General features: G+C 70.3%; 21 protein-coding genes. 11 read left to right on the forward strand and 10 right to left on the reverse strand.

Annotation, left to right across the window (positions count from 1 at the left end; translation table 11 throughout):
* Window positions 1-152 precede the first annotated feature (152 nt).
* On the forward strand, window positions 153-1,154 hold the full coding sequence (locus ACIQBL_RS38725; RefSeq protein WP_401950990.1) for a hypothetical protein: 1,002 nt from the start codon (window positions 153-155) through the stop codon (window positions 1,152-1,154).
* 44 nt (window positions 1,155-1,198) lie between these two features.
* Window positions 1,199-1,840 (forward strand): HAD family hydrolase, encoded by a 642-nt coding sequence (locus tag ACIQBL_RS38730; protein ID WP_401950993.1) that lies wholly within the window; start codon window positions 1,199-1,201, stop codon window positions 1,838-1,840.
* Here the strand turns inward: ACIQBL_RS38730 and ACIQBL_RS38735 are convergent.
* On the reverse strand, window positions 1,819-2,067 hold the full coding sequence (locus ACIQBL_RS38735) for a hypothetical protein (protein WP_401950996.1): 249 nt from the start codon (window positions 2,065-2,067) through the stop codon (window positions 1,819-1,821). The two genes, ACIQBL_RS38730 and ACIQBL_RS38735, sit on opposite strands and share 22 nt — an antisense overlap.
* Before the next feature lie 151 nt (window positions 2,068-2,218).
* Between ACIQBL_RS38735 and ACIQBL_RS38740 the strand changes: the two genes are divergently transcribed.
* Window positions 2,219-2,602, forward strand: a complete 384-nt coding sequence (locus ACIQBL_RS38740) for a cold-shock protein (RefSeq protein WP_019072514.1) — start codon at window positions 2,219-2,221, stop codon at window positions 2,600-2,602.
* 13 nt (window positions 2,603-2,615) lie between these two features.
* Here the strand turns inward: ACIQBL_RS38740 and ACIQBL_RS38745 are convergent, their stop codons facing one another.
* The 4 genes from ACIQBL_RS38745 to ACIQBL_RS38760 form a co-directional block, all read right to left on the reverse strand.
* Window positions 2,616-3,467 (reverse strand): 1,4-dihydroxy-6-naphthoate synthase, encoded by an 852-nt coding sequence (locus tag ACIQBL_RS38745; protein WP_401950998.1) that lies wholly within the window; start codon window positions 3,465-3,467, stop codon window positions 2,616-2,618.
* Window positions 3,464-4,147 carry a futalosine hydrolase gene (locus tag ACIQBL_RS38750; protein WP_401951001.1) on the reverse strand — a complete coding sequence of 228 codons (684 nt, stop codon included), beginning with the start codon at window positions 4,145-4,147 and terminating at the stop codon, window positions 3,464-3,466. Before ACIQBL_RS38750 ends, ACIQBL_RS38745 begins: the two co-directional genes overlap by 4 nt.
* Complete coding sequence (locus ACIQBL_RS38755; RefSeq protein WP_401951004.1) at window positions 4,117-4,581, reverse strand: DUF2771 domain-containing protein; 465 nt, start codon at window positions 4,579-4,581, stop codon at window positions 4,117-4,119. Before ACIQBL_RS38755 ends, ACIQBL_RS38750 begins: the two co-directional genes overlap by 31 nt.
* Window positions 4,582-4,841: 260 nt before the next feature.
* The gene (locus ACIQBL_RS38760) at window positions 4,842-6,266 is read right to left on the reverse strand and encodes an MFS transporter (protein WP_401951007.1); all 1,425 of its coding nucleotides are present in this window, start codon (window positions 6,264-6,266) and stop codon (window positions 4,842-4,844) included.
* A gap of 377 nt (window positions 6,267-6,643) precedes the next feature.
* On the opposite strand from ACIQBL_RS38760, the gene ACIQBL_RS38765 reads away from it, so the two are divergent.
* Both ACIQBL_RS38765 and ACIQBL_RS38770 read left to right on the forward strand, forming a co-directional pair.
* On the forward strand, window positions 6,644-7,570 hold the full coding sequence (locus ACIQBL_RS38765; RefSeq protein ID WP_401951009.1) for a DUF3027 domain-containing protein: 927 nt from the start codon (window positions 6,644-6,646) through the stop codon (window positions 7,568-7,570).
* 37 nt (window positions 7,571-7,607) lie between these two features.
* The gene (locus ACIQBL_RS38770) at window positions 7,608-8,162 is read left to right on the forward strand and encodes a Uma2 family endonuclease (protein WP_401951012.1); all 555 of its coding nucleotides are present in this window, start codon (window positions 7,608-7,610) and stop codon (window positions 8,160-8,162) included.
* On the opposite strand, the gene ACIQBL_RS38775 is transcribed toward ACIQBL_RS38770, so the two are convergent.
* Window positions 8,156-9,025 carry a helix-turn-helix domain-containing protein gene (locus ACIQBL_RS38775; RefSeq protein WP_401951015.1) on the reverse strand — a complete coding sequence of 290 codons (870 nt, stop codon included), beginning with the start codon at window positions 9,023-9,025 and terminating at the stop codon, window positions 8,156-8,158. The genes ACIQBL_RS38770 and ACIQBL_RS38775 overlap by 7 nt on opposite strands.
* A 207-nt stretch (window positions 9,026-9,232) precedes the next feature.
* Window positions 9,233-9,739, reverse strand: a complete 507-nt coding sequence (locus ACIQBL_RS38780) for an ATP-binding protein (RefSeq protein ID WP_401951018.1) — start codon at window positions 9,737-9,739, stop codon at window positions 9,233-9,235.
* 157 nt (window positions 9,740-9,896) lie between these two features.
* Between ACIQBL_RS38780 and ACIQBL_RS38785 the strand changes: the two genes are divergently transcribed.
* The 5 genes from ACIQBL_RS38785 to ACIQBL_RS38805 all read left to right on the forward strand — a co-directional run bounded on the left by ACIQBL_RS38785 (window position 9,897) and on the right by ACIQBL_RS38805 (window position 15,625).
* Complete coding sequence (locus ACIQBL_RS38785) at window positions 9,897-10,763, forward strand: helix-turn-helix domain-containing protein (RefSeq protein ID WP_401951021.1); 867 nt, start codon at window positions 9,897-9,899, stop codon at window positions 10,761-10,763.
* Complete coding sequence (locus ACIQBL_RS38790; RefSeq protein ID WP_401951024.1) at window positions 10,760-10,969, forward strand: DUF397 domain-containing protein; 210 nt, start codon at window positions 10,760-10,762, stop codon at window positions 10,967-10,969. Before ACIQBL_RS38785 ends, ACIQBL_RS38790 begins: the two co-directional genes overlap by 4 nt.
* Window positions 10,966-11,154, forward strand: a complete 189-nt coding sequence (locus ACIQBL_RS38795; RefSeq protein ID WP_401951027.1) for a DUF397 domain-containing protein — start codon at window positions 10,966-10,968, stop codon at window positions 11,152-11,154. The genes ACIQBL_RS38790 and ACIQBL_RS38795 overlap by 4 nt, the downstream gene beginning before the upstream one ends.
* Before the next feature lie 278 nt (window positions 11,155-11,432).
* On the forward strand, window positions 11,433-14,564 hold the full coding sequence (locus ACIQBL_RS38800) for a sacsin N-terminal ATP-binding-like domain-containing protein (protein WP_401951030.1): 3,132 nt from the start codon (window positions 11,433-11,435) through the stop codon (window positions 14,562-14,564).
* 227 nt (window positions 14,565-14,791) lie between these two features.
* The gene (locus tag ACIQBL_RS38805; RefSeq protein ID WP_401951033.1) at window positions 14,792-15,625 is read left to right on the forward strand and encodes a hypothetical protein; all 834 of its coding nucleotides are present in this window, start codon (window positions 14,792-14,794) and stop codon (window positions 15,623-15,625) included.
* 12 nt (window positions 15,626-15,637) lie between these two features.
* On the opposite strand, the gene ACIQBL_RS38810 is transcribed toward ACIQBL_RS38805, so the two are convergent.
* Together ACIQBL_RS38810 and ACIQBL_RS38815 are read right to left on the reverse strand one after the other, a co-directional pair.
* A complete protein-coding gene (locus ACIQBL_RS38810) occupies window positions 15,638-18,034 on the reverse strand; it encodes a cation-translocating P-type ATPase (protein WP_401951036.1) in 2,397 nt (798 codons plus the stop codon).
* A 113-nt stretch (window positions 18,035-18,147) separates the two neighbouring features.
* Window positions 18,148-18,429 carry a DUF2530 domain-containing protein gene (locus tag ACIQBL_RS38815; protein WP_401951039.1) on the reverse strand — a complete coding sequence of 94 codons (282 nt, stop codon included), beginning with the start codon at window positions 18,427-18,429 and terminating at the stop codon, window positions 18,148-18,150.
* Between the two features lie 122 nt (window positions 18,430-18,551).
* Between ACIQBL_RS38815 and ACIQBL_RS38820 the strand changes: the two genes are divergently transcribed.
* Window positions 18,552-19,946: an NCS2 family permease gene (locus ACIQBL_RS38820; protein WP_401951042.1), complete on the forward strand. Its 1,395-nt coding sequence runs from the start codon at window positions 18,552-18,554 to the stop codon at window positions 19,944-19,946.
* A gap of 19 nt (window positions 19,947-19,965) precedes the next feature.
* On the opposite strand, the gene ACIQBL_RS38825 is transcribed toward ACIQBL_RS38820, so the two are convergent.
* Window positions 19,966-20,148: a BrnA antitoxin family protein gene (locus ACIQBL_RS38825; protein ID WP_262064267.1), complete on the reverse strand. Its 183-nt coding sequence runs from the start codon at window positions 20,146-20,148 to the stop codon at window positions 19,966-19,968.
* Window positions 20,149-20,253 lie beyond the last annotated feature (105 nt).

Here is a 20,253-nt window from a genome sequence, read left to right on the forward strand (position 1 = left end):
GACCCACGGTAGCGGGTACGGGGGTCGGGCCGGTGTCGCCCGTTCTCACCCCGACCCCCCGTAACCGCTGATGCGCGCGCCGACACGACACTCCACCTGCGCTACCGTCGTTCCGGCGGGGTATCCAACGCACCCGCCCCGGAGGGGACTTCGTGGGTATCGAGAGCGACCAGGTCGTCTACGAGTATCTGAGCCGTGTCGGTGATGTCGCGCACCAGCGGCAGTTGCCCTCGGTCACACGGATGCGGCTCGTGTCCGAGCTGCGCAACGAGATCGACCGGCGGCGGGCCGGTGCCACCGCCGACACCCCCGCCGCCGTCCAGCGCATCCTCAAGGGCCTCGGCAGCCCGGACGAGGTCGTCGCCGCGGCCGGCACCGGCACCGGTGTCCCCCAGGCGCCGACCGCCTCCGTGCCCGTACAACGGGACCACGAGGACGATCTACGGCCGAAGGGCCTGCGCCGGGTCGTACCGCTCCCGCGTCCGCGCCCCACCCGGACCGCGCCCGAACCCGACACCGCCCCTTCCCCGCCGCACCTCGCGAGCGCGTCCGAACTCGGTGCCAGTGTCATGCAGCCCGACTGGTGGCGGGCGGAGGGCGGCAACGGGTTCGCGCTCGGCGACAGCGTGCCCGGGTTCACCGGCGGGGTCGAGATCCCCGAACTCCTCAAGCCCCCGCCGCCGAAGGAGACACCGAAGGAATCGCCCGCGGCGCCGGAGTCGGCGGTCGAGCAGGCAGCGGTGACCGTCCCCGAGGCACCGCAGGCGCCGGAAGCCCCCGCCCGCCGGCGCCGCATGGTCCCCCGCCTCCCCGCCGGACGCTGGTCCAACCCCCTCCTCCTGATCGCCGCCGCGCTGCTCGTCGTCGGCGCCGTACTCGGGAACTGGTTCGCGCTGCTGCTCGGCTGGCTGATCGCGTACGCCTCGCGGCGGCTGAGCGACGCCGAGACGAAGGCGGCGGTGATCGGCCTGCCGGCGACGGCCGTCGCGGCCGGGATCGGCTGGCTCTGGGGCAGGAACACCGGCCGCTGGGGCACCCCCATCGCCCAGGGCCACATGAACGACGCGATCTCCGAGACCTGGCCGTGGGTGGTGCGGGGCGCGGCCGTGGCGTCGGCGCTGTTTCTGGTGTGGCGGTCGCAGCGGCAACGCTAGGGCGAAGGGGAGCGCCGGTGGGATTGTCGTAGTCGCTGGGCACAATGGCCCATATGACTTCGTACTCCGCGCCCGCCCCCACCGTCGGCTTCGATCTCGACATGACCCTCATCGACTCCCGGCCCGGTATCCACGCCTGCTATCTGGCGCTGGCGGAGCGGACGGGGACGTACATCGACGCCGATCTGGCGATCACCCGGCTCGGGCCGCCGCTCGCGGACGAGTTGATCAACTGGTTCCCGGCGGACGAGGTGGCCGCGGTGGCCGACCTGTACCGCGAGATGTACCCGTCGATCGCCATCGCCGCGACCCCCGCGATGCCCGGCGCCCCCGAGGCGATCGAGGCGGTACGGGCGGCGGGCGGCCGGGCGGTCGTGGTGACCGCGAAGTACGAGCCCAACGCGAAGCTGCACCTCGCCCATCTCGGCATCGACGCCGACGCCGTGATCGGCGACCTGTGGGCCGAGCGGAAGGCGGAGGCGCTGCGCGAGGAGGGCGCGAGCGTCTACGTCGGCGACCACGTCGGCGACGTGCGCGGAGCCCGCGGCGCCGGTGCCCTGTCGGTCGCCGTGGCGACCGGGCCGTGCGACGCGGACGAGTTGCGCGCGGCCGGCGCGGACGTCGTGCTCGGCGGTCTCACCGACTTCCCGCGATGGCTTTCGGACTACCTTCCGGCGCGCGCCTGACGGCGGCCCGCGGCGACCGACTGGAGCACGCCCGCGGCGGCGAGCACGAACCCGACGCCCATGAGCATGCTCAAGAGGTACATGTACGTCGGGAAAGGCGTCGTGTGGAGCAACAGCGGTACCACGGTGACGAGTGTGGCCACCGCACCGACGAAGAAGACGATGGCACCGGCACGGACCAGTCGGTCACCGGCCACGGCGGAATTCGTTTGGGTTTTGTCACGCACTGGACCAGGGTAGTTCCCTGCGCAAAGGAACAACCCGGCGACGTCTTGTCACCGGCCTGAAGACCATTAGCCTTGGTACCGGCGGGTCCCGACGACCCGCCGGTGTGTTATCCAGAGCAGTTTTCCGACGAGTACGAGGACGAGGACAGACGTGCCTACCGGCAAGGTCAAGTGGTTCAACAGCGAGAAGGGCTTCGGCTTTCTCTCCCGCGACGACGGCGGTGACGTCTTCGTCCATTCCTCGGTTCTGCCCGCCGGAGTTGATGCCCTGAAGCCCGGACAGCGTGTCGAGTTCGGGGTCGTCGCCGGTCAGCGCGGCGACCAGGCCCTCTCGGTGACCCTGCTCGACCCGACCCCGTCGGTCGCGGCGGCCCAGCGCAAGAAGCCGGACGAACTGGCCTCCATCGTCCAGGACTTGACGACCCTCCTGGAGAACATCACCCCGATGCTGGAGAAGGGCCGCTACCCCGACAAGGCCTCCGGCGGAAAGATCGCGGGCCTGCTGCGGGCGGTGGCGGACCAGTTGGACGTGTAGATATCCAGCAGATCTAGGGGAATTCGAGCGAGTTCGGGCCGAGGGGCGGCACCAGCCCCTCGGCCGCCGCGCGCGTAAGCAACCCCCGGATCGCCGCGTACCCGTCCTCCCCGAGATCCGCCGTGAACTCGTTGACGTACAGGCCGATGTGCTGGTCGGCGACGGACGGGTCCATCTCCTGGGCGTGGGCCATGACGTACGGGCGGGAGGCCTCGGGGTCGTCCCAGGCGGCGCGGACGGAGGTGCGGACGGAGTCGGCGAGGAGCGTCAACGTGTCGGCGCCCAGGGACCGTTTGGCGATGATCGCGCCCAGCGGGATCGGCAGACCGGTGGTGGCCTCCCAGTGCTCGCCCATGTCCGCGAGCTTGTGCAGACCGTAGTTCTGGTACGTGAAGCGCGCCTCGTGGATGACGAGCCCCGCGTCGACCTTCCCGTCCCGCACGGCCGGCATGATCTCGTGGAACGGCATGACGACGATCTCGCCCACCCCGCCCGGAATCGTGTCCGCCGCCCAGAGCCGGAAGAGCAGATACGCCGTCGACCGCTCGCTCGGCACGGCGACCGTACGACCCGTCAAGTCTCCTGGTCCCCGGGTGAGGACCAGCGGCCCGCACCCCCGGCCCAGCGCACCCCCGCAGGGCAGCAGCGCGTACTCGTCGAGGACGTACGGGAGCACGGCGTACGACACCTTCAGCACGTCCAGCTCGCCGCGCTCGGCCATGCCGTTGGTGATGTCGATGTCCGCGAAGGTCACGTCGAGCGCGGGCGCGCCAGGCACCCGGCCGTGCGCCCAGGCGTCGAAGACGAAGGTGTCGTTCGGGCAGGGGGAGTAGGCGATCTGCAAAGCCTTGGTCGATGAGGTCATACCTGTTTCCAACTCTCCAGTACGGGCGCGCACTTCCCGAATCCGTCCGTCAGGGCCGCGAGCGCGTCGCCGATGCGCCAGGCGGCGCGGTCGCGCGGGCCGACGGGGTTGGAGACCGCGCGCAGTTCCAGGACGGGGACGCCGTGGGCGGCGGCGGCCTCGGCCACTCCGAAGCCCTCCATCGCCTCCGCGAGGGCCCGGGGGTGGCGGGCGCGGAGTTCCGTGGCGCGGGCGGCGGTTCCGGTCACCGTGGAGACGGTGAGTACGACGCCGGTGCGGGCGCCGGTCGCGGTCGCGAGGTCTCGTACGAGTGCAATCGGCGGACGGTGGGTGACGGTGCCGAAGCCGAGTTCGGTGACCGGGAGGAAGCCGTCGGGGGTGTCCGCGCCCAGGTCGGCGGCGGTGATCTCGTCGGCGATCACGAGGGAGCCGACGGGGGCCTCGGGCTGGAAGCCGCCGGCGATCCCGGCGGAGACGACGAGGTCGTACGGGGTGCGGGCGAGGGCGGTCGCGGTGGCGGCGGCAGCGGCGGCCGGACCCACCCCGGCGGCGATGACATCAACCCAGTTGTTGCTCGTCAACGCCCGTGCCACCGCGTCCCGTTCGGCCGGGACGGCGGTGGCGACGAGGACACGGGGAGAAGACGTGGTCAGGAGTCCTTCTTGAACTTGAAGGACCACAGGCCCTTGACCGTCTTGTCGCCCTCCTTGATGGAGACGACGGTCGAGTTGCCGGTCGCGCCGTACTGGGTGTTGAAGAACACGCTGCCGGGGATCGTGCGGTAGGTCTTCTTGCTGGCGTCGGTCAGCGGCTGACCGTTCATCAGGATCGTCCAGCCGCTGTCGGCGATCTTCGGGTCGACACCGAAGCGCACGGTCTCGTCCGGGTCGACCGAGATCGACGTGGAGGCCTTGAGGCACTTCGTCAGCTCGGCGGTCTTCACCGCGTCGCCGTCGTTGTAGCAGGTGGCCTCCGTGTGGACCGAGTTCCTCCCGACGGTGATCGTCGCGATCGGCGTCGGCTTGTCGCACGCCGACAGGACGAGCAGTCCGGCGGATACGGCGCCGGCGGCGGCGACGGCGCGGCGGCGTCGCACAGCGGATTGCATGGTCATGGGGCGAAGGCTATCGGGCCCGTCCAGTACTCCCCCCACGTGGGGTGCGGCGTGCCGGGCCGGGTGGTGCGGGTTAGGGCCTGTTCGGCGGATCAGGACGCAGGAAAGCGACGGTGCCTGATCAGCTCCGACGAGCGGGGTGTGGTGCGTGCAGCTGCAAGGCGGAGGAGGGCGGCGACGCGGAGCGTCGGCAACCGACGACAACGCGGCAGATGTGCGTGCCACACCCCGCGTCTGCGACAGGATCCGCCGGACAGGCCCTAAGCCACTCGCGGGCGCCCGCTGCCCCCGTGACGTGCCGAGGCGAGCAGCCCGCGCAGGGTGGTCAGCCAGCCCAGGGCGATGACTCCGGCGGCCAGCGTGAAGCCGAGGGCGCCGTTCAGGGGCATCACGATGCCGATCGCGCCGCCGAACACCCAGGCCATCTGGAGCATCGTCTCGGAGCGCGCGAACGCCGAGGTGCGTACCAGCTCGGGTACGTCCCGCTGGATCAGCGCGTCCAGGGACAGCTTGGCGAGTGCCTGGCAGAACCCGGCCGTGGCCGCGAGACCCGCCACCAGGGCCGCGCCGAAGAAGATCGCCGCCGTGACCGCCGCACTCAGCACGACCGCCATCACCGTCACGATGATGAGCTCCGGCGCCCGCTGGCGCAGCCAGGAGCCGACCGCCGTACCGAGCGCGTTGCCGACGCCCGCCGAGACGGCGACTATGCCCAGCGACACGGCCGCGCTCTGCCCGGTCATGGGGTGCTCGCGCAGCAGGAACGCGAGGAAGAAGGTCAGGAAGCCCGACAGCCAGCGCAGGGCCGCGTTGGCGCCGAGCGCGTGGGTGACGGCGATGCCGACCGTGCGCAGCCCCGGACGCTTGACCTCCTTGGGATGCGGGCCGTGCAGATGGTGCTCGTCCGCCGCGAGCAGCGCCGTGTCCTCGCCCTTGGCCGAGTCGACCTTGGGGTCCAGGAAGAAACACAGGACCGTACCCGCGACGAAGATCACGAAGGCGCCGTAGAGCGGCCAGGGGTCGCCGATGGCGTGCAGGCCGCCCGCGATCGGGGCGGCGACGCCGGTGGCGAGGAGCCCGGCGAGGGTGACTCTGGAATTCGCCTTCACCAGGGAGATGCGGGGTGGCAGCAGCCGGGGCACCACGGCGCTTCTGACGACGCCGTACGCCTTCGAGGCGACCAGGGCGCCCAGGGCGGCCGGATACAGCTCCAGGCTGCCGCTGGCGACCGCGCCGGAGATGATCAGCGCCAGGAGGGCGCGGGCCAGCATCGCGGCGGCCATCGCGGCGCGGCGGCCGTGCGGGAGCTTGTCGAGGAGGGGCCCGATCACCGGAGCCAGGACGGTGAAGGGCGCCATCGTGATCGCGAGGTACAGGGCGACCCGCCCCCGCGCCTCGTCGGTCGGGACGGAGAAGAAGACGGTCGACGCGAGGGCGACGGTGATCATGACGTCACCGGCGCCGTTCACCGCGTGCAGCTCGATCAGCCGGCCGAGGCCCGACTCGCCCGCGCCGTGCGCGTGGGTCGCCTTGCGGATGCCCCGGGCGGTACCGGTCACCGGGAAGTGCAGGGCACGACCCATCGCGCGGACGGAACCGCCGACCCGGCCCGAACCGCCACCTCGGATGCTCCCCTTCGTGCCACCGATCCCGGTGGCACCCTGGGGCGACCTCGCGGCTGCCACCCCGTCATAGTGCCCCGAGAAAGGCGCGAGTAGTGCGGTTACCGCGCGTATGGAGGTGTACGGGGGCGGATTCTGGGCCGTTGCACAGGTCACCGTTTGGGCGCGGCGCGGCGCCCAAGAGGCTGTCGGTGTGGGCGCATGGCGCGGGAGAAGGTAGCGTGCGTAGCGCGCCGTGGCGATTGTTCTCGGCCGCGCGCCTCTCGGCCATCCCGCAGAATGGATGGCGTAGGCGTGCCCGAGCGCGATCGGGCGCGGACGTCGACGCGGCCCTCCACCAGTGCCCCCAAGGGCCTGGTACATGTCTTTCAGCCGCTCCGTCCGCTCCCTTCGCCACACCAGGCGCACCCGTGAGACGGCGTAGGAGAGAAGCGATACCTGTGAGCGCAGCGACCACGCGAAGCCGCACCCCCGACCGCCTGTGCGCCGAGGCCGTCGACCTCGCCCGTGCCGCAGCCGAGGAGGCCGCCGCGCCCGGCGTGGTCGGCGAGCACGCGGGCTTCGCATCCGAGGGCGACCGTGTGGTCACGCACTTCTTCGAGTGCAAGGAGTTCGGCTACCGGGGCTGGCGCTGGGCGGTGACGGTCGCGAGGGCGTCCCGCGCGAAGCTGATCACCCTGGACGAGGTCGTCCTGCTCCCCGGCCCCGACTCGCTCCTGGCCCCCGAATGGGTCCCATGGAGCGAACGCCTGCGCCCCGGCGACATGGGCCCCGGCGACCTGCTCCCCACCGACGCCGAGGACCTGCGTCTGGAGCCCGGCTACACGGGCGAGGACGAGCCCCCGCCGAACTCCGCGGTCTCCGAGGAGATGGCGGAACTGGCCGAGGCGGAGGACGCGGAGGTGACGGCGGGCGCGCCCTCGACCCTGCCCGTCGCGCCGACCCGCGGCTCGATCGCCGCGGTCGCGGAGGAACTGGGCATCCGCCGCGCCCGAGTCCTCTCCCGCTACGGCCTCCACGTCGCCGCCGACCGCTGGGAGGACGGCTTCGGCTCCAAGACCCCGATGGCCCAGGCGGCCCCGGCGGCCTGCGTCAGCTGCGGCTTCCTGGTCGCGGTCGGCGGCTCCCTCGGCCAGGCGTTCGGCGTCTGCGCCAACGAGTTCTCGCCGGCGGACGGCCACGTCGTGTCCTTGGCCTACGGCTGCGGGGGCCACTCGGAAGCGGCGATCATGCCCAAACCGCCCCAGCCGCCGGCACCGGTGATCGACGAGACGATGGTGGACCCGTTCCCGCTGCGGCCTGCGGCGGATTCGGGGTCGGTATCGGTGGGGGCGGACGAGGAATCTGCGGAGTTGGGGCACTCGTAGGGCCCAATGCTGGCTGTACGTCGGAAGGAGCAGGGGCATGAGCATCAGCTCGATCGCGCGTACCGAGTTCCCCGAAGGGCATGTGGTTTTCTTCGGAATCGATGGGAAGATCATTTTGACGCCGCAGAGCCTTGAGCACTCCAGGACCATCAAGGTGATGCAGTACAACACGATCTTGTCCTTGGGGCTTCATGCGGAAACCCCCTCTGACGTGTACATCGACTTCCCCGCCGACGAGAACTCCGCTCCTAACCTGGCCATCGTGCGCGATGACGCCCGCCCGGAAGGCAATCGGTACAGCTTCGAGGACGTCCTGCTGATCTCCGAGGTCGTCTCGACGTCCTCCATCCGCAAGGACTACGACGACTGCACGGCGAAGTATGGCCGCTACGGCATCCCCATCTACCTGGTCGTCGACCCCTACGCGCGGGAAGTCGTCCTCCACACCCAACCCACCGGCACGGGCTACATCGCGGCCCACACCCACAAGTACGGCACCGGCAAACTCCCCATCCCCTTGGCCGACGGCCGCACCTTCACCCTTGACCTCGACCAACTCCCCCTGCCGGAGCCGGAGAAGGACGTTCACTGACCAATGCGGCCAGCGGAAACCGGCGTGCGGCAGTTATGGCAGCGTCCCGGGACCGGTGAGCGGAAGGCGTGGTCGCAGCTGTCGCAGTTCTGGAGCGGGTGCCGTACGGCTGGTGGTGGTGCCGGGGCCCGGAACGGTGGTGGGGGCGGGAGTTGGGCCGCCAGGCGGTGGGCCAGGAGGGCTGCGGGGCGGCGTAGGGGGTCGGGTGGCAGGTCGGTGGTCAGGGTGTGGCGTACGGCGGTGGGGGTGACGTCCCGCTCCAGCCAGGCGGCGACTCCGGGGGCCAGGTGGGTTGTGTCGCAGGCCGAGAGGAGCAGGCGGGGGTCGTGGCGGCGCAGGTCTGCGAGGAGGTCCGTGGCCCGCTGGATGAGCGCGGGGGAGGGGTGGGCCGGGCGCGGCACGGGCGGCAGCGCCTTGCGGGGGGTGTGTTTCTTCGGCTTTTTCTGCGTCGCCGGGGCATGGCTGTCCCTACGGCGGCTGCCGGGCTGGTTGCAGGAGATCGTGCGGGTGACGATGCGGCCGTCGGGGATGCGGTGGCGTTCGCGGCGGAGGTAGCCGTGGGTCTCCAACTCCCGTAGCGCGGCGGCGATTCGGGTCCTGCCCTCCGGGAAACGGGCCGCGAGGGTGTTGATGTCGGCGCGGGCGCCTGCGGGGAGGGACTGGAGGTGGACGCCGAGGCCGATCGCTAGGGCCGACAGTTCCGGGTGCTGGGCGAGGTGGTTGCCGATCACCGTGAAGCGGGTGGTGTGGCGGGCGTTGTCGTGTGTGAGCCCGCTGTGCGCGCTGTGCCGCTGGTTCGGGTGTTTGTCGGCGGTGTGCCGGGACTGGGCGCGCGGGGGCGCGGTAATGTCGCGTGTATCCATCGGGAAGTTGGAGTCTTCCTAGGTGGTCAGGCCCTCGCCTTGGGATGCCAGTCCCGGCGAGGGCCGTCGTATGTCTGGGGTTGTGTTGCGCTGAGCGTAGATCATGCAACCCGCTCGGAATCCAGCCCAGTTGGCGATGTTCACCCGGATGGGTGATCGGTGGGCTGTGCTGCCGGGAGGGTGGGGTGGGGCTTGGTGGGGGTTCTTTCACCGTCGTGGTTCTTGGGAAAAGGCGTCACTTGCACCGGAGTTCGGGTTTCCGGAGTTCGGTGGCTCCGCTACGACGTGAAGTTCCGCCCAGACCGTCTTACGCGGGTGCGGTCCCGGGGCCCAGCCCCAGCGGTCGGCGAGCGCGTCGACGAGGAGGATGCCTCGGCCCGACTCCGCGTCCGGGGTGGGGTCTTGGGGGTGGGGCGGGCGGTCACCCCGGGTGTCGGTGACCTCGATGCGCAGGGTGCCGCCGACGACGTAGAGGGTGAGTCTGAAGTCCCGGCCGGGTACGCGACTGTGCGTGGCGGCGTTGGAGGCGAGTTCGGCGACGAGTTGGCGGGCGGGGTCCAACGGGAGTGCCCAGGCGCGGAGTTGTTCGGTGGCCAGGAGACGGGCGAGGCGGGCGCCGCGGGGGGTGGGGGACAGCTGCACCGTGAAGTTACGGATGGGGTTGTCGAGTTGGGGTTTGGGTTGGGCTTCGGTGGCGGTGGTTTCTTGGATCACGTCACTCAGCGTGGCCGTGTGTGCTTACCGTGAACAGTGACATGGCCGTTGCGTACGGTGACTGTCCAGGCGTTGTCCGGTCGTGTCCAGGCTGTCGAGACCGGTCGTACGGGTAGGGGCGTCGCGGCACGGTCGTACGGATCTGGAGGGGTGCGGGATGAGCGAACCGGAGCAGGTCAACGGCGAGGTGGACGAGCCGGGTTGGGAGGTGGACCCGGACGACGAGTGGGGGTTGGCGGTCCTCGCGACGGTCGGGCGGCAGTTGAGGCTGCGGCGTGAAGCGGTGGGAATGCGGGTCGCCGACTTCGCGGTGGCGGCGGGGTACAGCGAGGATCTCGTCTACAAGATCGAGGCTGGGAAGCGGATCCCGCGGCCCGAGTATCTGGACAAGTCCGAGGAGGTGCTGCGGGCGGACGGGCTGATCTCGGCGATGAAGGAGGACACCGCCAAGGTCCGGTACCCGAAGAAGGTACGTGCGCTGGCGAAGATGGAGGCCCAGGCGGTCGAGATCGGCATCTACGAGTGCAACATCATCGCGGGGCTGTTGCAGACGCCAGAGCATGTCCGGACTGTGATCGAAGCAGCACAACCTCCGTACTCACCGGATGACGTGGAGCGCATGGTTGCCGCCCGTCTGGCCCGGCAGTCGGTCTTCGAACGAGACCCGGCTCCGTCGATCCACTTCGTCCTGGAGGAGGCGGTGCTACGCCGTCCCATCGGAGGCACAATGGCGTGGCGAGGGCAGCTCGAACACCTGCTGGAGGTGGGGAGGCTGCGCAACGTCGTACTTCAAGTGATGCCGATGAACTGCGAGGTCCACTCCGGTCTGGACGGGAGGATCGAGGTGCTGAAGTTCCCGGACGGCACGGCGGTGGGGCGTTCCGACGGTGCGTTCAGCGGTCGCCCGACCACGGATCCGAAACAGCTGCGCATCCTCGAACTGCGGTATGGCACCATCCGGGCGCAGGCTCTCTCCCCACGGGAGTCATCGGCCCTCATCGAACAACTGCTGGGAGAGACATGATCCGCAAGACCGCTGCCGAGGATGCCTTCGAACTCGCGTGGTTCAAGAGCAGTTACAGCGGCGGCAACGACGGCGAGTCCTGTGTCGAGGTCGCCGTAGCCGCCGGCATGGTCCACGTTCGTGACTCCAAGACCATTGAGGGCCCCCGGTTCGCGGTCACCCCGGCCGCGTGGACGGGCTTCGTGCACCAGTTGGGAGAAGCGTGACTCTGCCCGAACTGGCCTGGTTCAAGAGCAGCTACAGCGACGGCCCTGACGGCGACTCCTGTGTCGAGATCGCGATAGCGCCCCGCACGGTCCACGTCCGTGACTCCAAGACGATCGCGGGCCCCCGCTTCACTGTTGCCCCGGCCGCCTGGGCGGACTTCGTGACGTACGCGTCCGAGGCCTGACCCGCACCCACCCCTTCCAGAAAATCTGACACTCGGACCCCCATGTGTCACATTTCCGCGAAGACACGTCCCCCCCCCCCACCTCACCCTCACCCCTCCACAAGCCGGGGCCATTCCTAACCGTCCACCGAGGTGCACAACGGTTAGTTTTACCCCCGGCTTCCAGCAACCCCCTGCACCCCCGCACCGGATACCCCGCACCCACCCCGCTCCCGGACAACCCCACCCCCCTCCGCGCGGTACCTTCATCGCGACGTCGATGAGGAGAGTGAACGTACGTGAGTAAGTTCGTGCGGCCCGCTGCCGAGGGTGCCGACCCGTTCGGGACCGCCCGTCTGCGGCGTGGGGTGCTCGACGCCTGGGCGACCAGCCCCGCCCGGTTCCGGGAGGACGCCAACGCCGAGGAGGATCTCGTCCTCGGCGGGTACCGGGACCGGCTCGTCGTCGAGCTCGCTCAGAACGCCGCCGACGCCGCCGCCCGCGCGGGCGTACCCGGGCGACTGCGGCTCACCCTCCGCGACGGCGTCCTCTGCGCCGCCAACACCGGTGCCCCGCTGGACGCGGCCGGTGTCGAATCGCTCTCCACCCTCCGCGCCTCCGCGAAGCGCGACGCGGGCGACAGTGCCGTCGGACGATTCGGGGTCGGCTTCGCAGCCGTCGTCGCCGTCACCGACGAACCCGCCGTCGTCGGGCGGCACGGCGGTATCCGGTGGTCTCTCGCCGAGGCCCGCGCGCTCGCCGACGACACCGCCCGGCACAGCCCCGGACTCGGCACCGAGATCCGCCGCCGCGACGGTCATGTCCCCCTCCTCCGCCTCCCGTTCGCCGCCGAGGGCACCGCCCCCGACTCGTACGACACCGTCGTCATCCTCCCGCTGCGCGACACCGCCGCCGAGGACCTCGCCGAGCGCCTGCTCGATGCCGTCGATGACGCCCTGCTGCTCGCTCTCCCCGGGGTGACGGAAGTCGTGGTCGAGGTGGGTGACCAGGCCGCCCCGCGTACCCTCACCCGGCACGCCGACGGCGCCGACACCGTCGTAGAGGACACGCGGGACGGGACCACCCGCTGGCGTACCGCCGCCGCGCACGGGGCGCTCGACAAGGAGTTGCTCGACGGCCGGCCCGTCGAGGAGCGGGCGCGGCCGTACTGGTCCGTCACCTGGGCCGTGCCCGTCGATGACGACGGGACTCCGGCTCGGCCCCGCACCAGCCCCGTCGTGCACGCGCCCACGCCCAGTGACGAACCCCTCGGTGTGCCCGCGCTGCTCATCGCCTCGCTCCCGCTCGACACCACCCGCCGGCATGCCGCGCCCGGTCCGCTGACCGACTTCGTCGTGGAGCGCGCGGCGGACGCGTACGTCGAACTCCTCGCCGCCTGGCGGCCGGTGACCACCGGCATCATCGACCTCGTGCCCGGACCGCTGGGGAAGGGGGAGCTGGACGGCACGCTGCGGCAGGCGATTCTGGAACGGCTGCCGCGTACTTCGTTCCTGCCGCCCGCCATCGAACCCACGGGCGACGAATCCGACGAACTGCCCGAGTCCCTTCGGCCCCGGGACGCCGAGGTCGTCGAGGGCGCCGGCGACGACACCGTGCGGGTCCTCGCCGAAGTGCTCCCCACCCTCCTCCCCGCCGGGCTCGAACGACGCGTGGAACTAAGGACGTTGGGCGTCGCCCGCGTTCCGCTCACCGACGCCGTGGACCGGCTGGCCGGCTTGGAGAAGGAACCCGGCTGGTGGCGGCGGCTCTACGACAGCCTCGCGGGCGTCGACCCCGACCGGCTCAGCGGGCTGCCCGTGCCGCTCGCCGACGGGCGGACGACGATCGGGCCCCGGCAGGTTCTGCTCCCCACTCCCGACTCCGCCCAGGTGGAGCCCGAAGTCCTCGCCCGGCTCGGGCTCAAGGTGGCCCACCCGGACGCCGCGCACTCCCTCCTGGAGAAGCTCGGCGCGCTGCCCGCCACGCCCCGCGCGGTCCTCACCACGCCCCAGGTGCGGGCCGCCGTGGCCGCCTCCCTCGACGACGAGGGCGGGGCCGTATGGGACGAACCCGCCCCGGACGCCGAAGAGTTGGCGGACACGGTGCTGGCCCTCGTGCGGGACGCGGATCTCGAACCCGGTGACGAGCCCTGGCTCGGCGCCCTCGCGCTGCCCGACGAGGACGGCGAACTCGCGCCCGCCGGTGAACTGGTCCTGCCCGGCAGCCCGTTCGCCCAGGTGATGCGGGAGGACGAACTCGCCTTCGTGGACTCGGAATTGGCTGAGCGCTGGGGCGAACAGCCCCTCGCCGCCTGCGGAGTTCTCGCCACCTTCGCCCTGGTCAGGGCCACCGACGTGGTCCTCGACCCGGACGAACTGGAGCCCCGCGACAGCGACTTCGCCGAACCCGACGACCCCGGTCTGCTGGACTCCGTGGACGTGTGGTCGGAGGACGTCCTGGACCGCTTCCCCGACACCCCCGTACCTCCCGTGGCCACCGAACTCGTGGCGGTCCGCGACCTCGACCTCGTGGACGACGACCGCTGGCCCCAAGCCCTCGCCCTCCTCGCCCAACCCCCTCTCCGTGACGCGATCACCCAGCAGGTCCGCATCCTCCTGCCCGACGGCACCCACGAGGTCGTACGGCCCTACACCGCTTGGTGGTTGCGCGGCCACCCGGTCCTCGACGGCCGCCGCCCGGCCGGCCTGCTCGCCGCCGGCGGCGACCCGCTCCTGCGCGGCCTCTACGACGAGGCCGACGCGACCGGCTTCGACGACGAACAGGTGCTGCGGGCGCTGGGCGTCCGCACGTCGGTGGCCGCGCTCCTCGACGAGCCGGGCGGTGCCGCCGAACTCCTCGACCGCCTCGCCGACCCGGACCGCGAGGTCACCGGCACCCAACTCCACGCTCTCTACGGCGCGTTGGCCGACCTGGACCCGGAACAGGTGACCCTCCCGGACGACCTGCGCGCCGTCGTCGACGGCGAGGTCACCGTCGTGGACGCCGCCGACGCCGTGGTCGTCGACTCACCGGACCTGCTGCCGTTCACCGAAGGTGTCCCGCTCCTCCCCGTACGGCCGTCCCGGGCCGCCGAGCTGGCCGAACTCTTCCAGGTGCGGCGACTCAGCGAGTCGATCACCGGCGAAGTCACCTCCGAGGGCACCGAACACGACGTACCGGACTCCGTCCGCACCCTCCTCGGCCCGCTCACCCCCGCCACCTACGTCGAACACGAGGAACTCGTCGTGGACGGCGTGGAGATCGACTGGCGCCGGACGCGCGACGGCGTGCTGCACGCCTCGACGCTGGAGGGCGTCGCCGCCGGGCTCGCCTGGGCGGCGGGGCAGTGGCCCCGGCGGTTCGAGGTGGCGGCACTCCTGGAGGATCCTTCGCGGACCGCGGAGCTGGCTCGGGACCGGTGGTTCGACTGAGAGCGAGACCCTGAAGCAGTCCTGTGGACCTGCGGAGTCTCCGTACTTCGTCATCGGTTCGCAAACCCCGTACAAAAACCTGATTCCGGCGTACAACCCTTAACACCCCTCGTGGATCAGATCACATGAGCCAACAGGCTCCGCCATCACTTGGGCCCCTGCGCCGACGACGAGCCGTTCGGAGCGACCAGCGCGCTGGGGCCCCTTTCTCCACTTGGGGAACACGCATGCGCATACGCGCCACCGTGGCCGCCGTCTCCGGCGCCCTGGTTCTCTCCGCCTTCGCCGTGCCGGCCGCACAGGCCGCCGACGCCTCGTCCGGCAAGGCCGCTTTCAGCTCCGCCACGTCCGCCGCCGCGGCCACGCTCAACGTCACCTTCTCCAACATGAAGGTCAACAGCGGCAAGGCCGTCGTCGTCGGTGCCACCGCGAAGGTCGCCGTGCCGGTCACCTACACCCTGACGCACGCCGCCGGCCTCGACGTCAGCGCCGACAACTTCGCCAGCGGCCCGCTCATCTACCGCGGCACCTCGGTCACGAGCCCGACCAACGAGATCATCAGCGACGACCCGGGCACCTGCACCGCCGCCTCGACGACCGTCCTGAACTGCAAGGCCACCATCTACATCCGGCCGACCAGCGACCTGGCGAACACTGACGCCGCCACCTGGAAGGCGGGCGGCCTCGCCATCAACGCCGACGGCACCAAGACCCAGGGCGACCTGGGCAGCGTCCCGGTCAAGCGTCTGGCCAAGCTCACGGCCGACGCCACCCCGGAGCCGGTCAAGAAGGGCAAGACCATCACGGTCACCGGCAAGCTGACCCGGGCGAACTGGGAAACCAACAAGGACGCCGGTTACGCGAGCCAGCCGGTGAAGCTGCAGTTCCGCAAGAACGGCTCCAGCACGTACACGACGGTCAAGACCATCAAGACCAGCTCGACGGGCGCCCTGAAGACCACCGTCAAGGCGACGGTCGACGGCTTCTTCCGCTACAGCTTCGCGGGCACCTCGACCACCCCGGCCGTCAACGCCACGGGTGACTACGTCGACGTGAAGTAAGCGGTAACCGCTTTACGCGGGCACGCGGCGGTCGACCACTCTCCACACGAGTTCCAGGGCGACCGCCGCCACCGCCGAGATCCCCACCGCGATCCACGGCATCGTCACCCCCACCAGCTTCAGCGCGAAGAAGTGCTGGAGCCACGGCACGATCAGGACGACCACGAAGGCCGCCCCCATCGAGGCGACCAGGGTGATCCGCCACCAGGTGTAGGGGCGGGCGATGATCGCCAGGACCCACATCGAGATCAGGAACAGGGTCAGGGTCGCCGCGCTGGTCTCCGCCGCCAACGACCCCTTCCCCGTGTACTGGTGACGGGCGATCAGATACGTCACGAAGGTCGCCGCCCCGGCGATGACCCCGCCCGGGATCGAGTACCGCATCACCCGCCGCACGAAGTGGGGTTTCGCGCGCTCCTTGTTGGGCGCCAGGGCGAGGAAGAACGCCGGGATGCCGATCGTCAGGGTGGACAGCAGGGTCAAGTGCCTTGGCAGGAACGGGTATTCCACCCGCCAGCACACCACCAGCACCGCCAGCAGCACCGAGTAGACCGTCTTCACGAGGAACAGCGTCGCCACCCGCGTGATGTTGCCGATGACCCGTCGGCCCTCCGCGACCACCGAAGGCAGCGTCGCGAAGCTGTTGTTGAGCAGCACGATCTGCGCGACCGCCCGCGTGGCCTCGGAACCCGAACCCATCGACACCCCGATGTCGGCGTCCTTCAGGGCGAGTACGTCGTTCACGCCGTCCCCGGTCATCGCGACCGTGTGCCCGCGCGACTGCAACGCGCCCACCATGTCCCGCTTCTGCTGCGGGGTGACCCGCCCGAACACCGTGCCCTCGTCGAGGGACTTGGCCATCTCCTCCTGGCCGGTGGGGAGTTGGCGGGCGTCGACGACCTGCCCAGTGAGCCCGAGCTTCCCGGCGACCGCGCCGACGGACACCGCGTTGTCCCCGGAGATGACCTTGGCGTGCACGTCCTGCTCGGCGAAGTAGCGCAGCGTCTCCGCCGCGTCGGGCCGCAACCGCTGCTCCAGGACGACGAGCGCGGTCGCCTCGGCCTCCCGCGCGACCCCGGGATCGTCCAGCTCGCCCGCCACCCGGGCCAGCAGCAGCACCCGTAGCCCCTGCTCGTTGAGCCGCCCGGTCTCCGCGAGCGCGGGATCGTCGGCGCCCAGCAGGACGTCGGGCGCGCCGAGCAGCCATGTGCTCGACTCGCCGTTGCCCTCGCTGAAGGACGCCCCGCTGTACTTGCGTGCCGAGGAGAAGGGGAGCGACTCGACGCAGCGCCACTCCTCACTGTCCGGGTAGGCGGTGATGATCGCCTTCAGGGACGCGTTCGGCCGCGGGTCCGACTCCCCTAGCGCGCCGAGGACTTTGCGTACGTACGCTTCGTCGGCCCCGCCGAGCGGACGCAACTCGGTGACGTCCATCCCGCCCTCGGTGAGCGTGCCCGTCTTGTCGAGGCAGACCGTGTCGACGCGGGCGAGGCCCTCGATGGCCGGAAGCTCCTGGACGAGGCACTGTTTCCGGCCAAGCCGGATGACACCGATCGCGAAGGCGACCGAGGTGAGGAGCACCAGCCCCTCGGGGACCATCGGGACGATGCCGCCCACCGTCCGGGCGACGGAGTCCTTGAACCCGTGCCGTTTGACGACGAGTTGGCTGATGACCAGGCCGATCGCGGTCGGGATCATCATCCATGTCACGTACTTGAGGATCGTGGAGATACCGCTGCGCAGTTCGGAGTGGACGAGCGTGAACCGGGAGGCCTCCTCGGCGAGTTGGGCGGCGTACGCCTCGCGCCCCACCTTCGTCGCCTCGAACGCGCCACCGCCGGCGACGACGAAACTGCCCGACATCACCTGGTCCCCGGGCCGCTTGACGACCGGGTCCGCCTCACCGGTGAGCAGCGACTCGTCGATCTCCAGACCGTCGGCCTCGACGCACTCCCCGTCGACCACGACCTTGTCACCGGGCCCGATCTCGATGAGGTCGCCCAGCACGATCCCGGAGGTGCTCACCTCCACCGCGGCCCCGTCACGCCGTACCGTCGGCTTCGCCTCGCCGATCACCGCGAGGGAGTCGAGGGTCTTCTTCGCCCGCCACTCCTGGATGACGCCGATCCCGGTGTTGGCGATGATCACGTACCCGAACAGGCTGTCCTGGAACGGCGCCACGAACAGCATGACCAGCCAGAGCACGCCGATGATCGCGTTGAACCGGGTGAAGACGTTGGCGCGGACGATCTCGCCGAGGGAGCGGCTGCTGCGCACCGGGACGTCGTTGACCTCCCCGCGCGCCACCCGGTCGGCGACCTCGGCGGTGCTGAGTCCATGGGCCCGCCGCGCCGGAACGGGCACGGGGTGCACAGGATCGAGTTCGGCGCCCGCGTCGGTGTGCGTCATGCATTCGACGGTACGTGCGGATTTACGGCTTCACCCGCCGAGTGCCCGGAAGATCCGACCAGGGGAGGACGGCGGGCGGGGCGGAGTGATGCCGTGGTTGTACGGGGGTGTCGTTACTCGGCAGCAGCCGGCGGCCCGTCGGGGCTCACCGTGGCCGCCGCGCGCTTGAGCGCCGCGTCCCGCCCCCGGACGTACCAGATGCCGATCAGCCCGAGCCCGGCCCCGGCCAGGCAGGTCCACAGCCACCACAGATGGCCGTGGTCTTCGAACCAGCCGTAGAAGGGGAGCTGTACCAGGAAGAGGACGAACCAGAGGATCGTGCCGCCGATGATGGTCGGGACGATCGGGCCCTCCAGGGGCTCCGGTGCCTCGTGTGTCGGTGTCCACTTCGCCATGCCCACAGCTTACGAGGCCAGGCAACACTCTCGGATCTACGCGCGGAGATAGCGCCTGACGTCTTCATATGTTCATACTGAAACGGTTTCCGTCTGTCCACTTCTGCTCGTAGGAACATCCCATGCCGACCGCCCTCGACCGCTACTTCAAGATCTCCGAACGGGGCAGCAGCCTCCCCCGCGAGATCCGGGGCGGGTTCGCCACCTTCTTCGCGATGGCGTACATCATCGTGCTCAACCCGATCATCCTCGGCAGCGCGAAGGACATGTACGGGCACCACCTCGACAACGGCCAGCTGGTCACCGCCACCGCCGTGACGGCCGCGTTCAGCACCCTCCTCATGGGCGTCATCGGCAACGTGCCGATCGCGCTCGCCGCCGGACTCGGCGTGAACTCCGTCGTCGCCCTCCAGCTCGCGCCGCGCATGTCGTGGCCGGACGCGATGGGCATGGTCGTGCTGGCCGGCCTGGTCGTGATGCTGCTGGTCGCCACCGGGCTGCGCGAGCGCGTCATGAACGCCGTGCCCTACGGCCTGCGCAAGGCCATCTCGATCGGTATCGGCCTGTTCATCATGCTGATCGGACTCGTGGACTCCGGGTTCATCACCCGCATCCCGGACGCCGCCCAGACCACCGTCCCGCTCCAGCTCGGCGGCGACGGTCACCTCAACGGCTGGCCGGTCCTGATCTTCGTCATCGGTGTGCTGCTCACGCTCGCGCTGATCGTCCGCAAGGTGTCCGGCGCGATCCTGATCTCGATCGTCACGACGACCGTCCTCGCGGTGATCGTGAACGCGGTCGCGACGGTCCCCTCCTGGGGCCTGACCACCCCGAAGTGGCCCGGAAACCCGGTCGCCACCCCGGACTTCGGCCTGATCGGCAAGTTCAGCCTGTTCGGCGGCTTCGGCAAGGTCGGCGTACTGACCGGCGTCCTCTTCGTCTTCACGGTCCTGCTGTCGTGCTTCTTCGACGCGATGGGCACGATCATGGGCATCAGCGACGAGGCCAGGCTGACCGACGCCCAGGGCAACATGCCCGGCATCAACAAAGTCCTCTTCGTCGACGGCATCGCGGTCGCGGCCGGCGGCGCCAGCTCCTCGTCCGCGACCACCTGCTTCGTGGAGTCCACGGCGGGCGTCGGCGAGGGCGCCCGCACCGGCTTCGCGAACGTCGTCACCGGCGCGCTCTTCGCCGTCGCGCTGTTCCTCACGCCCATCGCCACGATGGTCCCCTCCCAGGCGGCCACCCCCGCGCTGCTCGCGGTGGGCTTCCTGATCCTGGCGGGCTCCGTCAAGGAGATCGACTGGGCCGACCACACGATCGCGATCCCGGCCTTCATCACGATGGTGATGATGCCGTTCACCTACTCGATCACCAACGGCATCGGCATGGGCTTCATCACGTTCGTGGTACTGCGGCTGGTGGCGGGCCGGGGCCGGGAGGTCCCGGTGCCGATGTACGTCGTCGCGGCGGTGTTCGGGTTCTACTACCTGATGCCGGCGCTGGGCCTGACGTGACCCGCGTTTCTACGGGCCGTCACGTGACGCCGTAGAACTTCTCCGTCTCCTCGACGGCGGTCTGGAACCGCTCGTCGAAGTCGTCCCGAATGAGCGTCTGGACCACATAGTCCTGGACGCTCATTCCCCTTTTCGCCGCATGGTGTCGGAGCCGTTCGAGCAGCTCCCCGTCTATCCGCAGGCTGAGCACACTGGTCCCCATGAAGTCGAGGGTCGGGGGCGGTCGCGGGTGCCGTGTCACGTTCCGCTCGCGGATCACTCATATGGGTGACGGAAGGGTTCAGTGGCCAGGGTCACGGGCATCTCG

Origin of the sequence: Streptomyces sp. NPDC088350 (assembly GCF_044753545.1) — a bacterium.
GTDB lineage: Bacteria > Actinomycetota > Actinomycetes > Streptomycetales > Streptomycetaceae > Streptomyces.

Excerpts from the sequence above, each read along its gene's own strand:
- ACIQBL_RS38790 (WP_401951024.1), top strand. The coding sequence starts at position 10,760 with ATGATCCGCAAGACCGCTGCCGAGGATGCCTTCGAACTCGCGTGGTTC.
- ACIQBL_RS38785 (WP_401951021.1), top strand. The coding sequence starts at position 9,897 with ATGAGCGAACCGGAGCAGGTCAACGGCGAGGTGGACGAGCCGGGTTGG.
- ACIQBL_RS38815 (WP_401951039.1), bottom strand. The coding sequence starts at position 18,429 with ATGGCGAAGTGGACACCGACACACGAGGCACCGGAGCCCCTGGAGGGC.
- ACIQBL_RS38810 (WP_401951036.1), bottom strand. The coding sequence starts at position 18,034 with ATGACGCACACCGACGCGGGCGCCGAACTCGATCCTGTGCACCCCGTG.
- ACIQBL_RS38775 (WP_401951015.1), bottom strand. The coding sequence starts at position 9,025 with ATGGATACACGCGACATTACCGCGCCCCCGCGCGCCCAGTCCCGGCAC.
- ACIQBL_RS38825 (WP_262064267.1), bottom strand. The coding sequence starts at position 20,148 with ATGGGGACCAGTGTGCTCAGCCTGCGGATAGACGGGGAGCTGCTCGAA.
- ACIQBL_RS38820 (WP_401951042.1), top strand. The coding sequence starts at position 18,552 with ATGCCGACCGCCCTCGACCGCTACTTCAAGATCTCCGAACGGGGCAGC.
- ACIQBL_RS38745 (WP_401950998.1), bottom strand. The coding sequence starts at position 3,467 with ATGACCTCATCGACCAAGGCTTTGCAGATCGCCTACTCCCCCTGCCCG.
- ACIQBL_RS38770 (WP_401951012.1), top strand. The coding sequence starts at position 7,608 with ATGAGCATCAGCTCGATCGCGCGTACCGAGTTCCCCGAAGGGCATGTG.
- ACIQBL_RS38730 (WP_401950993.1), top strand. The coding sequence starts at position 1,199 with ATGGCCCATATGACTTCGTACTCCGCGCCCGCCCCCACCGTCGGCTTC.
- ACIQBL_RS38755 (WP_401951004.1), bottom strand. The coding sequence starts at position 4,581 with ATGACCATGCAATCCGCTGTGCGACGCCGCCGCGCCGTCGCCGCCGCC.
- ACIQBL_RS38805 (WP_401951033.1), top strand. The coding sequence starts at position 14,792 with ATGCGCATACGCGCCACCGTGGCCGCCGTCTCCGGCGCCCTGGTTCTC.